This is a genomic window from Roseateles sp., from assembly GCF_039595295.1.
Taxonomy (GTDB): domain Bacteria; phylum Pseudomonadota; class Gammaproteobacteria; order Burkholderiales; family Burkholderiaceae_C; genus Roseateles.
In genome coordinates this window covers 1-12,928 of sequence record NZ_JBCNLU010000034.1, presented here as the reverse complement: position 1 = coordinate 12,928, position 12,928 = coordinate 1, and the positions used below count along the sequence as shown (strand labels likewise).

Below are 12,928 nucleotides of genomic sequence, written 5' to 3'. Positions count from 1 at the left end.
GCTTCCGAGCGAACTGCTACATGCCCAGTCCTGTCGTCGGTACTTTCCGCAGGCCGGCCTGTCATTGTTGATTGCAGGCGTCAGCATCGATAACAAGCTGTTTCAGAGAGAGGCACACCCTCGAGAGGACGCCCATACTCCGCGCCGCAAGACCTGACCCCCACTCCGGGGACAGGCCACTCTCTCCGCACACCATGTCCGACAAGTCCTCGATCCCGGCGAATGCCCGTCCCGCCACGCTCCATGCCGACACGCTGATCGCGCCCGCGCCGCCCGATGCGGATCGGCGTCGGCTGCTCGCCCTCGCGGGAGCGGGGGCGCTTTCCGCGACCTTGGCCGCTTGCGGTGGCGGCGGCGGCGCGGCGTCGCCCTCCTCTCCCGCGGCGGGACCCGCTCCCAGTCCCGCACCGGGCCCGGCTCCCGCCCCCTCGCCCGCTCCGGCCCCCAGCACGGCGAAGCGCGGCATCGCCTACGACCTGCGCGATGCCGCCGACTTCAGCGCGCTCGCGGGGCCGGTGGGCTGGTGGTTCAACTGGGCGCTGGATCCCGCGACGACGGTGCGCGCCGATCCGACGATCGCCGGGTCGATGTCGCACGTGCCGATGCTATGGAACTTCAGCTTCGACATCGCCCAGGTCGTGGCGGCGCTGAAGGCGCGTCCGGCGGTGACCTCCCTGCTGGTGCTCAACGAGCCCAACCTCACCGATCAGGCCAACATCGATCCGGCGAGCGCCGCCGCCCAATGGCCGCGCTACGAGGAGGTCGCGCGTCAGACCGGCGTGAAGCTGGTCGGTCCACAGATCACCTGGGGCACGATGGCCGGCTACGCCGATCCGGTCGTGTGGACGGACGCCTTCATCGCCGCTTATCGCGCCGCCAACGGCGGGCGCGATCCTCAAATCGACGCGCTGGGCTTCCACTGGTACGACTACGGGCTGGGCGATCAGCTGGACAGGCTCAAGAAATACGGCAAGCCCTTCTGGGTCACCGAGATGGCCAACTGGCATTCGCAAAACGACGGCGCGCAGATCGACACCGCCGCCAAGCAGAAGGCACAGATGGCCGAGATGGTCGCCCTTTGCGAGGGCCGGGCCGACGTGCTGCGCTATGCCTGGTTCACCGGTCGGCTCAACCCGGATCCGCACTTCAGCGGCCTGCTGGCGGGCACAGGCACGCTGACCGAGGCCGGCGTCCAGTACAAGGCGCTGCCAGCCGCCTGATCCCCCGGGCAGGCGGTCACCGTGGCGGCCTTGGAGACGCCCCCGGAGGCGGCGGGCATCGCGTTTGCTGGTTGAGGGCACCACCCACTTCACGGAGTGCCTTCATGAACCTCAAGACTTCCTCGCGCGGCCGCGCCCTGCCGGTCCTTTCCGCCCTCGTGCTGGCCGTCGGCGCCTTGAGCGCCGGCATCGCCTCGGCGCAGGCCAACATGCCCGCGGCCTCGCCCGCTTCCGAAGCCAAGGTCGCCCACGCCGACAGCAGCTTCCTGAAGAACGCCGCCGAGGCGAACTTCGCGGAGATCAACGCCGCCAACACCGCCCTCCAGAAGGGCGTCAGCGCCGACGTCAAGTCCTTCGCGCAGAAGATGCTGGACGACCACAAGAAGGCCGATTCCGACCTGCAGACGCTGGCGGCCTCCAAGGGCGTCAAGCTGCCGACCGACGCGTCCATGGTCCAGAAGGGCAAGCAGAAGCTGCTGGAGCAACGCGACGGCACCAGCTTCGACCACCATTACGCCGAGAACCAGGTCAACGCCCACAAGGATGCGGTCAAGCTGTTCACCAAGGCGTCCACCGATTCCAAGGACGCGGACGTGAAGGCCTGGGCCGCCAAGACCCTGCCCACCTTGCAGCACCATTTGCAGGAGGCGCAGGCGCTGGAAAAGGCCACCAAGGCCGCCGACAAGAAGAAGTGATGACGCGTTGATCACTCTTCGATGACGCCGTGATCACGCGTTGACCGCGACCGATGCGCGGTGCGGCGGGGCCCTTGGGCCCCGCTCGTCATTCAGCGTTCAGCGTTTCAACGCAGCGCGGCCAGCAGCGCCGCCTGCACCGCCCGCAGTTGGCGGTCGCGCTCCGCGCCAGTCTCTGGGGCGGCGCCGGCCGCCAGCCCGTCGAACACGGGGACCGAGGTGGCCTCCGCCAGTTGCCGAACCAGTGCGGGCGCGAGGCCTTGGCACTCGATCGCGCCGTAAAGCCGCCCCAGCAAGCGCCCCACACCGTCCATCGCGACGTCGCCCGTGATCCGAGCCGGATCGAGCACCGTGACCTGCGCGCCGAGATCCTCCGCGGCCTCGCGGAACAGTGCCGCCGCGGGCGCCTGCGCCTGAGCGCATACCAGCCCCAGCGACATGCCGCGCAGCGGCGCCGACCGCGGCCTGGACGCAGGCACCGGCGAGATGGCCATGCGCATGTCCAAGGACAGGTCCGAGGGCGACCCCTGCGGCTGGGGCGGCGGTACCGGCGGGAACTTCTGTTGGGGCATCGGCGATGGGGCGGCGGTCATCTGGATGGGGTGTCCACGTGATCGTGGGCGGGTGCTCAGGAGGGGAAGCCAAGGTCGCGTGGCGGCGGGCAGCGCGACGAGCGCCGCAGACTAGCCCCTTGGCGTCGCCGCTGCTTGATCGATGTCAACGCCCGGATCGGGGCCGACGCCCGTTGCGTCTCGAACCGTGCAAGCACGGCAAGCCGTTACTGAACCGTCACCAAGGGTTCACCGACTGTTGCCGAACGATGTCAAGGATTGGCGCTGCATTAGCTGGCGCTTCCTAGGATTCGATCAACCTTTCAACGAAGAGACCCATCATGCACAGCGCCATCGCCTCCGCCCCGGTTTCCGCCGATCTGCCCCGCGATCGACTGCGCAATGCCCCGGCCCCTCGGGCCCGCATTGCCGCCGTCCCGGCAGGCGCGCTGTCCGCCAAGCCCAGCGTCCAACGTCCGACGGACGTTCCCGGCCTGATCGCCCCGGACCTGCTGCACATCGGCCCCGCACTGGTGAACGACACCCCCTCGAGCTACAGCCGCGGCACCGCGCCCCGTGATCCGCAGCAGCGCATGCTCGAAGTGATGCGCATCATCCGCGACCTGGTCCAGCCCTCGGCCAAGGTCGTGCGCGCCGGCGACGTGATCTTCCGCGCTTCCCAGCCCTTCAACACCGTCTATCTGATCAACGCCGGCGCCTTCAAGCTGGTCAGCCGCAGCCTCGACGGCCGCGAGCAGATCGTCAGCCTGAAGTTCCGCGGCGACTGGCTGGGCTTCAGCGGCATCGGCAACGGCCGTCACCCCTGCGACGCCGTGGCGATGGACACCGGCAACGTCTCGGTCATCCCCTATGACACGCTGACCGCCGCCTGCGCGCGCCATCCCGAACTGATGGCCGTGGTCCACGAGGCGATGAGCGCCGAGATCATCCATGAGCGCCAGTCGCTGATGTCGGTCTGCACGCTGGCCTCGCTGGCCCGTGTCGCCGCATTCCTGTGCAGCTGGGCCCGCAGCATGAACCAGCGCGGCCTGCGCGCCGACGAGCTGACCCTGCGCATGACCCGCGCCGACCTGGGCAACTATCTGGGCATGACGCTGGAAACCGTCAGCCGCTGCCTGTCCAAGCTCAGTCGCCTGGGCCTGATCCGCTTCGGCGAGCGCGGCCGCCGTCAGATCTCCATCCCCAGCCTGTCGCAGCTGGAGGACTTCGTGATCGGCGGCTCGATGTCGGACGACGAGCGCATCTCCGTCCAGTGAGCGGGCGTCGAGCGCGTCAGCGCGCGAGCACTCGCCCGATCGCGGCCGCGAGATCCGCCCGCGTGTAAGGCTTGGGCAGCAGCTCCCAGCCCAGCGCGGCCTCCGGACCGCTGGACAGCAACTCCACCGAGAAGCCGGACATCAGCAACACCGCGATCTCCGGCCACGCGCCATGCACGCGCGATGCCAGTTCCGTGCCGCGCATGCCCGCGCCCAGCGCGATGTCGCTCAGCAGCAGATGCGGCAGCGGATCGCGCTCGGCATGGTCAGCGCCGGCCGCGAGGTCCTCGAGGTAGCGCATCGCTTCCTCGCCGCTCGCGCAGGCCACGACCACGCAGCGCAGGTCCGACAGGAAGCGCCGCGCGACCGCCCGCACTTCCGCGTCATCCTCGACCAGCAACACCCGCAGTCCGGCTGTGAGCACGTCGGCCTGCGGCTCGACCGGCTCCGCGACCGCGGGCGCGCGCGGCGGCTGCGGCAGCACCAGCGTCAGCGTCGTGCCGCGTCCCGCCGTGCTGTCAATGCCGACCGCACCGCTCGACTGCCGCGCGAAACCGTAAACGGTGCTCAATCCCAGGCCCGTGCCGCGGCCGGCCTGCTTGGTCGTGAAGAAGGGCTCGAAGGCGCGCTCCTTGACCTCCTCCGGCATGCCGCTGCCGCTGTCGCTGATGGCGATGCGCACGTAGCGCGTCCCGCCTGAGGGCATCGGCTCGACGTCGTTCGGACCGCCCTCCTCCAGCTCCCGCAACAGCTCGGGTGGAATCGCCGCCAGCGGCGCCGCCTCGAAGACCAGCGTGCCGCCGTCGGGCATGGCGTCGCGCGCGTTGATCGCGATGTTGAGCAGCGCCGATTCCAGTTGAGCCGGATCCGCGAGCACGTCCGGACAGTCGGCGGCGACCTCGATGCGGATGCGGATGCGCTGGTCCAGCGTGCGCCGGAGCATGTCCGCGAGCGACCGGATCATCGCGCCCACATCGACGCTGGCCGGCTGCAGCATCTGCCGGCGCGAGAACGCCAGCAGTTTGCCCGTCAGCTCCGCGCCGCGTCGCGAGGCCCGCGTCGCCGCCGCCACGAGTTGCGGCGCGAAGCCGTCCTCGGTCACCGCCGGCAGATCCGCCAACACCTGCAAGTTGCCCTGGATGACGGTGAGCAGGTTGTTGAAGTCGTGCGCGATGCCGCCGGTCAGTTGGCCGACGGTCTCCAGGCGCTGCGAGTGATGCAGCGCCTCTTCCGTCTGCGCGCGCTGCAGGCAGGTGCCGAGCAGATTCGCGACCGACTCCAGGAAACGCAGCTCCGCATCGCCGAAGCGCCGCGCCTGACGCGAGCGCACGGCCAGCGTGCCCACCGGGCGGCCGCGGTCAGACAGCGGCACCGCCAGCGCGGACACCAGCCCGGCCTGGCGGTAGGACTCGGGCACGGCGAAGCGGGTCTCGGTGGCGTAGTCCTCGACCACGACCGGCCCCCCCTGCGCGAGCACGAAGCCCTGCGGCGTGTCGGGCCGGGTCGGCACCAACATCCCCACCGGCTCCTCGTCCAGCAGACCGACGCCGCCGACCACGCGCAGCGCGGTGCGGCCGGGCTCGATCAGGAAGACGATGGCGAGATCCGCCTCCAGCGCCTGGGCGGCGAGGGAGGGCACCTGCCGCAGCACCTCCTGCGGGTCCAGCGAGTCGACCGCGATGCGGCCCAACTGGGCCAGATGCTCGCTGTAGCGGGCGCGTTGCAGCGCTTGGCGCACGCGCGGGTACTCCGCCACGCCGCGGATCGACGCCATCACGTAGGGCAGCCCCAACGGCTGCAGCGGGCTGAGCGCGATCTCCACCATGGTCTCGGAACCGTCCTTGCGACGCGCCACCAGGTCCATCGTCGTGCCGCCCATGGGGCGCGAGCGCGGCGCCTTGCCGTAAGCCTCGCGGTACTCGGCGTGACGGGGCCGGATGCTGTCCGGCACCAGCATCTCGATGGACGAGCCGACCAGCTCGTCGGGCGAATAGCCGAGCAGCGTCTCCGCCGTCGGATTCGCGAGCCGGATCACGCCGGCGTCGTCGACGAGGACCAGTCCATCGGGCGATGCCGCGAACAGCGCGCGGAAGATCGCGGATTCCGAGATGCCCGCAGGCCAGTCCGGCGTGCTCATGGCGTGCTCATGCTGATGTTCATGCTCGTCGCGCGCGATCAAGCCGAGAGGGTCGAGGTGACCCTCGGCGCGAACAGGTAGCCGGCGCCGCGCACGGACTTGATCCAATGGCCCTCCCCCTGCTCCGCGCCGAGCTTGCGACGCAGCCGCCCCACCTGCACGTCGATCGTGCGGTCGAAGGGCGCCGATTCCCGACCCCGGGTCTGCTCCAGCAAGAAGTCGCGCGACAGTACGCGCCCGGGATGCAGCAGGAAGGTGTGCAGCAGATCGAACTCGCCGGTCGTCAGCGCGACCTCCGCGCCATCGGGTCCGATCACGCTGCGCGCCGAGACGTCCACCGTCCAGCCCTCGAAGTGCAGGCACTCGCGTCCGGCCGAGAGATCGTGGACCCGCTCGACCGGGGCCGCCGCCGGCGCGCTCACAGGAGCCGCGACGGGCGCCGACGCCGCCGCGCCCGCTTCGGGCGCCATGCGCCGCAGCACGGCCTTCACCCGGGCGACGAGTTCGCGCAGGTCGAAGGGCTTGGTGACGTAATCGTCCGCGCCGACTTCCAGGCCGACGACCTTGTCGACCGCGTCGCCGCGCCCGGTCACGATGACCAGGCCGCAGCGCCAGTGCTCACGCAACTGGCGGGCGATGACGAAGCCGTCCTCGCCGGGAAGCCCCAGATCCAGCAACACCAGGTCCGGCGTGTCGGCCGCCATCAGCTCCATCAACGCGCGGCCGCTGTGCAGCTGCGTCGTGCGGAAACCGTGCGAGCCCAGATAACCCGCCAGCAGCAGCGTGATGTCGGGCTCGTCGTCCAGGATCGCGATGTGCGAGGGAACGGGCGCGGTCGTGAGGGGGCCTGGCGTTGCATTCATCGGGGCCAGATTCTAGGGAATGAATCGGCGCGGAACGGCTCCGAGGCCGGGTCACGGGCGGCCGACGGTCAGGCGCTCCAGCGTGCGCGCGAGCTGCTCCAGATCGATGGGCTTGACCATGTGCTCGTCGAAGCCGCTGGACAGGGCCTTGGCGCGATCCGAGGCCTGGCCGTAGCCGGTCAGCGCGATCAGCCGGGGCGCTTGCGGGCCCAGCTCGCGCCGGATGAGCGCGGCCAGCTCATAGCCGTCGATCACCGGCATGCCGATGTCGAGCACCGCCGCGTCGAACGGCGTGGCGCGCACGCGGTCCAGCGCCTCCTGTGGCAGCGTCGTCGTGACCACGTCGTAGCCGGAGTAGCGCAGGGCCAGGCCCAGCGTCTCGGCCGCATCGCGGTTGTCGTCGACCACCAGCACCCGGCCTTGCGCCGGCGGCAGCGTGTCCAGCGCCGGCACCGTCACATCGGGCACCGGGGGGACGAACGCCAGTTCCGCCGGCAGCGTGATTCGGAAGCGCGCGCCCTGCCCCGGCCCGGCGCTGTGCACCGCCACCTGCCCGTGGTGCATCTCCACCAGCTGCTTGACGATGGCCAGGCCGATGCCTAGCCCGCCCTTGGACCGCTCCAGCGTCGTCGAGCCCTGCTCGAACAGCTCGAACACGCGCGGCAGCATCTCCGCGTCGATGCCCGCGCCGTTGTCCTCGACGTCGATCACCAGCGCCTGCCCCTCGGCCTGCGCGCAGACCCGGATCTCGCCGTTCGTCGGCGTGTACTTGGCCGCGTTGCTCAGCAGGTTGACCACGACCTGGCGCAGCCGCGCCTGATCGCCCACCAGCCGCAGCTCCGGTCCGACGTCGCAATGCACCTGCAGCAGGTGATTTCGCTCCTCCAGCAGCGGGCTGACGCTCTCGATCGCCTCGGTCAGCAGCCCATGGACGTCGACCGGCTCGCGCGACAGCTCGATCTTGCCGCGCGTGATGCGGGTGATGTCCAGCAGGTCGTCGACCAGCTTGGAGAGATGGCCGACCTGGCGCTCGATGATTTCGTGCTCGCGCGAGAGGCCGCCGGTCTGCAGCCGGATCAGGTGCAAGGCGGTCGAGATCGGCGCCAGCGGATTGCGCAGCTCGTGACCGAGCATGGCCAGGAACTCGTCCTTGGCGCTGGCGGCGCGCTCGCGCTCATGATCCAGGCGCGCGGCGTGCAGTCCCGTCGCGGCCAGCGTCGCCGCGGCGCGCATGAAGGCGCTCTGATGCTGCGAAGGGAAATCCGGCCGCGACGAACCGAACCACAGGCTGCCCGCCCGCCCCGCCGGTCCCAGACGCAGGCGCACCACGCGCAGCGTGCCCATCGGCGACTCGAGCGAGATGGCCGAATCAGCCGAATCGGCCGAATCGGCCGAATCCGTCATCTGGCTGCAGTTCTGAATGAAGTCCCCCCAGGCCTCGTGGCCGATGCGTACTCCACCCAAGTGCAGCAGCACGCTGGGCATCGCATCGGGCACCAGCGGCGCCTCCACCAGGCACACGGCCGAGCCGACCACGCGGTTCACCGCCTCGGTGGTGAGCTGCAGCACGGTCGCGGCATCGCGCCCGACCCACAGCGCGGGCAAGGCCATCAGGCCCATCAGATCGCGCAGGGCCTGATCGGCGGCGGAAGACTCTCGTTCACGGGACATCGTCGATAGCATGGCCGACCGTCCGACTCGTCGACGGCGCCATGGAGAAGCTGGGGAATGAGGCGGGAATGTTAGCCTCGACCTCGTCGCGCAGCCTGCCCCCCGCAGGGGCGAGTGCGCTCCCCATCCCACCCGGAGTAGCCTCATGGAACCCACCGTCCACCCCTTCGCCGAGCTTTTCGCCCAACTGGGCCTGCCATCCTCCGAATCCGAGATCCGCGATTTCATTCAACGCCATCGGCCGCTGGCCGGCGATGTGAACGTCGCCGACGCGCCCTTCTGGACGCCCGGCCAGTCCCGCGCCCTGCGTGACATGTTGCTGCAGGACGCCGACTGGGCGGAGGTGGTCGACCAGCTCAACCTGGCGCTCCATTGACGGCTCGCGCCGCGGCGCGCACCACATCTCTTGATCGGCGCGCGCCGGCGGGCAAGGACGCGGGCACTCGGCCTGGCACCCGGTCTGTCTCACGATCGATGCCATTCTGAATTCCAGGGCCTGGCCTCATGGGCGCCGAGATATTCGCGATTCGAATCGCAAATATCTCGCCAAGCATCCTCGCCAATTCTTCGAAAAACTGCTTTGCGCGCGACACGCACGCTCACATGCAGCAGAACCGATAATCGACAATCCCGCGCCCGGGCGGGATGGTCGAGAGAATTCCTGGAATCGAAAATCAAACGAAAGACTGCAAGAATGAGTTATTAGGGCTTCAAAACCTGCATAGGTTTGTCACCCTATAGCTCACAAAAGTCTGTGGTTCAACTCGCTAGCCGGTGCCGTTCGCCCGCATGGACCTCGCAAGCGGCGGCACACGCCTCGCAGGCCTGGGCGCAACGGCGGCAATGCGCGTGCTGGTGCTGGGCGCACTCCCTCGCGCAGGCCCGGCAAATATGGGCGCACAGGGCGCAGAAATCGCCGTGATGCGGCGATTCACTGGAAAGCGCGCTGATGGTCGCTTCGCAAATGGCGGCGCAATCCAGGTCGATGAGCGCGCAGGCCTCCAGCGTGCGGTCACCCGAGCGGATGCAGGCGTTCGCGCAGTGTCGCGTCGCCAGCAGGGCCTGGGCGCAGGCGGTCAGACAGGGCTCGAGATCTTCTTGGGCAGACATGGGAACTCCTTCGAGTGATGGGGACGTAGGCCTGAACGAGGCAACCGCCGTGCCCCGTAACTAGCAAATGCTTGCTAGTTAACCCCCACAAATCAACCATCAAACACCACCAACTTGAAATAGCTAGCAAAAACGTGCGCTTGTCGATCCAGGGAGCACGAAACGAAACTGAGCACGAAGCGAAACCTAACAAGGGAGTTTCTCGTGTTCACCTTCCCGACGCCCCTATTCGGACACCACGCGTATTCCGGCAAGAACAATTGCCGTCATTACTGCGCGGCGGCAGTAATGCTTTTCTGCCTGCCGATACAGGCGCAGACCGAGTCCGGCGTTGCCGCGGAGTTTGCGGCGGACACCGCCGCCTCGCAGCCGGCGTCGTACGCCGCCACGCAGAACGCTGGGCAGGTGTCCGCCACGGCGCTGGCCGAGACCGCCGCCTGGGGCCTCCGGATGAGCGAATTCCTGCGCACCGCCGTGGCCGAGGACCCTTCCATCGAGCGCGCCCGCGCCGCGATCGCCGCCGCTGAAGGCGGCGTCACCGCCGCCAAGTGGCAGTTTGGCCCCTCCCCCAGCTTCTCCCGCGAGCTGGCCGCCGGCAGCAGCCGCTACGTCAATGTGCTGCGTATCACCCAGCCGCTCTACACCGGCGGCCTGCTCACGGCCAACCTCAGCGCCGCCAGGACCACGCTGCGCAGCAGCGAGCAAGAACTGGTCGGCGCCCAGCGCCAGCTGCGCCTGCGCATCGTCTCGACCTGGGCCGACTGGGCCAAGTCGCGCGGACGCGTGGACAGCCTGATCGAGCTGCGTGACATCCACCAGGACTTGCTGGACATGATCCGGCGCCGCAATCAAGCCGGCGTGGCGACCAACTCCGACGCCGCGCTGGCCGCCTCGCGCTTGAGCGCTGTGAACGCCGAACTCGCCCAGGCTCGGCTGGAGGAAGGTCTGCACCGCGACCTGTTGCAGCGCCTGTCGCGCCGCCCGGTGGACGACTCGCTGCGCGATCTGCTCGATGGCGCCATGCCCGAGGCGCCCGAACTCCGCCAGATCCTCGACCGTATCCAGACCTCGCCCGAAATGCTGATGGCCCGCGCCAACGTCGATCTCGCGCGAGACGAGCTCGCCCGGACCAAGGCCTCGCTGATGCCGACGGTCAGCCTGCGACTCGACAGCCAGAGCGGCGCCTACAGCGACCACCGCGTCGGCCTGGTCATCCAGGCTGGCTTGAACGGCGGACTCGGCGCGTTGGCCGGGGTCAACGCGGCGCGCTCCCGCATTGCCGCGGCCGAGGCCGGCGTGGCAGCCACCGAGCAAGAGCAGTTCTCCAACTACCAGCTCGAGTACACGCGCTATTCGGCCGCCGTGTCCGCGCAGCGCAACGCGCGGCTCACCGCATCGACCAGCGAGGAGGTCCTCGCGTCTTATCGCCGGCAGTTCGACGCCGGCAAGCGCGCCTGGCTGGACCTGCTGAACATGGTTCGCGAGAACTACGGTACCCGCCAGTCGCTGCGCGAAGGCGCGATCGACGAACGCGCAGGCCTGTACCGCCTGAACGTCCTGCTCGGCGACGCCGGTCGCGACTGACCTGACCCCGCGCCCCGCAGGGCGCGTCCGCACAACACCCCACTTCGAGAGCCCGCACCATGAAATGGCCCTTCTCCAAGCGCCCGAGCGGCGCGACGCCGCCCGCCTCCGATGCGCTCGCAATCGTCCTCACCCACTGGCTGCGCCTGAAGGGCCACCCGGTGCCCATCGAGCTCGTCCGTCAGCGTCTGTCGACCAGTCCCGTTCCGGCGGACCTGAGCGGCGCCCGTCAATTGGCGCAGGCGCTGGACGAGCGCACCCGTTTCGTGAGGCTGGACGGCCCGCAGGTGGCCGCGCTTCCCTTGCTGTGCCATCACCCGGAGCACGGCTGGCAAGTCGTCACGGCGGTGGACGCCCACGGCCTGTGGTCCTGCACCGGCGCCGATCAGACCCGGCGCGCTCTGGTGCTGGACGGCGTCACGTGTCTGCACGCCGTCGCCGACGGCAGCCTCCAGGCCACCGAGTCTCGCAGCGCCCTGACCATGATGGTGAGCCATCTGCGCGGGCAATGGCCGGTGTTCATCGAAGCGGCAGGCTTGTCCCTGGTGCTGTCCCTGGTCGGCATCACGATCTCGTTCTACACGATGCAGGTCTACGACCGCGTCATCCCGAACCAGGGCTATCAGACGCTGTGGGTGCTGACCCTCGGCGTCGGGCTCGCCGTGCTGATCGAGTTCCTGCTCAAGCTGGCCCGCGCCTCGCTGCTCGAGCCTCGCCTGAAGCGGCTGGACATCGACATCTCCAAGGCCCTGATGGCGCGGCTGAACGCGGTGCGACTGGACCAGCGGCCCGGCTCCGTCGGTACCCTGGCCTCCCAGGTGCAGAGCTTCGAATCCATCCGCGGCATCCTCTCCGCCAGCACCCTGTTCCTGCTTTTCGACATGCCGATGGCGCTGCTGTTCGCGCTGGTGATCGGTCTGGTCGGCGGCTTCTGGATGGCGCTGCCCGCCATCGTGCTGTTCGGCGTCACGCTGGGCACCGGGTTGCTGCGCGCCCGCCGCATTGCCCGGCTGACGGCCAGCAACCAGGCGGGCGCCAACGCCAAAACCGGCTTGCTGGTCGAGACCATCGAGGGCACCGAGGCCATCAAGGGCCTGGGGGCCGGCTGGCGCTTCGAGGCGCGCTGGGCCGCCCTGTCGGAAGTCAACGCCACGCAAAGCCTAGCCCTCAAGCATGAGACCGACGCCACCGGCTACATCGCCGCCGCGCTGCAGCAGGTGAGCTATGTCTCGCTGATCTGCATCGGCGCCGCCCTGGCCATCGACGGCCACCTGACGCAGGGCGCGATCGTCGCCTGCTCCATACTGTCAGGCCGCGTGCTGTCGCCGCTCGCGTCCATCCCGTCGCTGATGGTGCAGATCGGCAGCGCCCGCGCGTCGATGAAGGCCCTGGACGCCATCTTCAAGCTGGAGACCGAGAACGAAGCCGTCACCCGGCCCGTCGTTCCTGAGGCGCTGCATGGCGACATCCGCTTCGAGGACGTCGAGTTCCGTTACCCCGGCCAGAAGGAGCCGCTGCGCATCGGTCGCCTTCATTTCCGCCCCGGCGAGAAGGTCGCCATTCTGGGCACGGTCGGCGCTGGCAAGACCACGCTGCTGTCGCTCGCCTGCGGCCTGGCAAAGCCAAGCTCCGGCACCGTGTTCCTGGACGGCGTCGATCAGCAGCAGATCCACGCGGGCTGGCGCTCGTCGCAGATGGCCTATTGCCCGCAACATCCGTGGCTGTTCTCCGGGACGCTGCGCGAGAACCTGCTGTTCGGACTGCCGGACGTCAGCGACGAGCAGTTGCTGGCCGCCTGCCAGAAGACCGGCCTGTGGCAC

Annotated in this window: 11 protein-coding genes; 6 read left to right on the top strand and 5 right to left on the bottom strand. The window is 69.1% G+C overall.

What is annotated here, in order from left to right; genetic code table 11:
• The first annotated feature begins 194 nt into the window (after window positions 1-194).
• Together ABDW59_RS19640 and ABDW59_RS19635 are read left to right on the top strand one after the other, a co-directional pair.
• Window positions 195-1,220 (top strand): glycosyl hydrolase, encoded by a 1,026-nt coding sequence (locus ABDW59_RS19640; RefSeq protein ID WP_343632240.1) that lies wholly within the window; start codon window positions 195-197, stop codon window positions 1,218-1,220.
• A gap of 104 nt (window positions 1,221-1,324) precedes the next feature.
• Window positions 1,325-1,915 (top strand): DUF4142 domain-containing protein, encoded by a 591-nt coding sequence (locus ABDW59_RS19635; RefSeq protein WP_343632238.1) that lies wholly within the window; start codon window positions 1,325-1,327, stop codon window positions 1,913-1,915.
• Between the two features lie 107 nt (window positions 1,916-2,022).
• Here the strand turns inward: ABDW59_RS19635 and ABDW59_RS19630 are convergent, their stop codons facing one another.
• Window positions 2,023-2,508, bottom strand: a complete 486-nt coding sequence (locus ABDW59_RS19630) for a hypothetical protein (RefSeq protein ID WP_343632236.1) — start codon at window positions 2,506-2,508, stop codon at window positions 2,023-2,025.
• 299 nt (window positions 2,509-2,807) lie between these two features.
• Between ABDW59_RS19630 and ABDW59_RS19625 the strand changes: the two genes are divergently transcribed.
• On the top strand, window positions 2,808-3,743 hold the full coding sequence (locus ABDW59_RS19625; RefSeq protein ID WP_343632234.1) for a helix-turn-helix domain-containing protein: 936 nt from the start codon (window positions 2,808-2,810) through the stop codon (window positions 3,741-3,743).
• Window positions 3,744-3,759: 16 nt separating this feature from the next.
• On the opposite strand, the gene ABDW59_RS19620 is transcribed toward ABDW59_RS19625, so the two are convergent.
• The 3 genes from ABDW59_RS19620 to ABDW59_RS19610 are packed head-to-tail and all read right to left on the bottom strand — an operon-like array spanning window position 3,760 to window position 8,414.
• Window positions 3,760-5,880, bottom strand: a complete 2,121-nt coding sequence (locus ABDW59_RS19620; protein WP_343632232.1) for a PAS domain S-box protein — start codon at window positions 5,878-5,880, stop codon at window positions 3,760-3,762.
• 38 nt (window positions 5,881-5,918) lie between these two features.
• A complete protein-coding gene (locus ABDW59_RS19615) occupies window positions 5,919-6,743 on the bottom strand; it encodes a response regulator transcription factor (protein ID WP_343632230.1) in 825 nt (274 codons plus the stop codon).
• A 51-nt stretch (window positions 6,744-6,794) separates the two neighbouring features.
• Window positions 6,795-8,414, bottom strand: coding sequence for an ATP-binding protein (locus ABDW59_RS19610; RefSeq protein WP_343632228.1), 1,620 nt, complete (start codon window positions 8,412-8,414; stop codon window positions 6,795-6,797).
• A 145-nt stretch (window positions 8,415-8,559) separates the two neighbouring features.
• Between ABDW59_RS19610 and ABDW59_RS19605 the strand changes: the two genes are divergently transcribed.
• Window positions 8,560-8,790, top strand: a complete 231-nt coding sequence (locus ABDW59_RS19605; protein WP_343632226.1) for a DUF2789 domain-containing protein — start codon at window positions 8,560-8,562, stop codon at window positions 8,788-8,790.
• A gap of 383 nt (window positions 8,791-9,173) precedes the next feature.
• On the opposite strand, the gene ABDW59_RS19600 is transcribed toward ABDW59_RS19605, so the two are convergent.
• Window positions 9,174-9,524 (bottom strand): four-helix bundle copper-binding protein, encoded by a 351-nt coding sequence (locus ABDW59_RS19600; RefSeq protein WP_343632224.1) that lies wholly within the window; start codon window positions 9,522-9,524, stop codon window positions 9,174-9,176.
• A 204-nt stretch (window positions 9,525-9,728) separates the two neighbouring features.
• Between ABDW59_RS19600 and ABDW59_RS19595 the strand changes: the two genes are divergently transcribed.
• Together ABDW59_RS19595 and ABDW59_RS19590 are read left to right on the top strand one after the other, a co-directional pair.
• Window positions 9,729-11,108: a TolC family protein gene (locus ABDW59_RS19595; protein ID WP_343632222.1), complete on the top strand. Its 1,380-nt coding sequence runs from the start codon at window positions 9,729-9,731 to the stop codon at window positions 11,106-11,108.
• 59 nt (window positions 11,109-11,167) lie between these two features.
• Window positions 11,168-12,928: ATP-binding cassette domain-containing protein (locus ABDW59_RS19590; RefSeq protein WP_343632220.1), on the top strand; the 1,761-nt coding region annotated here is incomplete at its 3' end.

Excerpts from the sequence above, each read along its gene's own strand:
- ABDW59_RS19640 (WP_343632240.1), top strand. The coding sequence starts at position 195 with ATGTCCGACAAGTCCTCGATCCCGGCGAATGCCCGTCCCGCCACGCTC.
- ABDW59_RS19635 (WP_343632238.1), top strand. The coding sequence starts at position 1,325 with ATGAACCTCAAGACTTCCTCGCGCGGCCGCGCCCTGCCGGTCCTTTCC.
- ABDW59_RS19630 (WP_343632236.1), bottom strand. The coding sequence starts at position 2,508 with ATGACCGCCGCCCCATCGCCGATGCCCCAACAGAAGTTCCCGCCGGTA.
- ABDW59_RS19625 (WP_343632234.1), top strand. The coding sequence starts at position 2,808 with ATGCACAGCGCCATCGCCTCCGCCCCGGTTTCCGCCGATCTGCCCCGC.
- ABDW59_RS19620 (WP_343632232.1), bottom strand. The coding sequence starts at position 5,880 with ATGAGCACGCCGGACTGGCCTGCGGGCATCTCGGAATCCGCGATCTTC.
- ABDW59_RS19615 (WP_343632230.1), bottom strand. The coding sequence starts at position 6,743 with ATGAATGCAACGCCAGGCCCCCTCACGACCGCGCCCGTTCCCTCGCAC.
- ABDW59_RS19610 (WP_343632228.1), bottom strand. The coding sequence starts at position 8,414 with ATGTCCCGTGAACGAGAGTCTTCCGCCGCCGATCAGGCCCTGCGCGAT.
- ABDW59_RS19605 (WP_343632226.1), top strand. The coding sequence starts at position 8,560 with ATGGAACCCACCGTCCACCCCTTCGCCGAGCTTTTCGCCCAACTGGGC.
- ABDW59_RS19600 (WP_343632224.1), bottom strand. The coding sequence starts at position 9,524 with ATGTCTGCCCAAGAAGATCTCGAGCCCTGTCTGACCGCCTGCGCCCAG.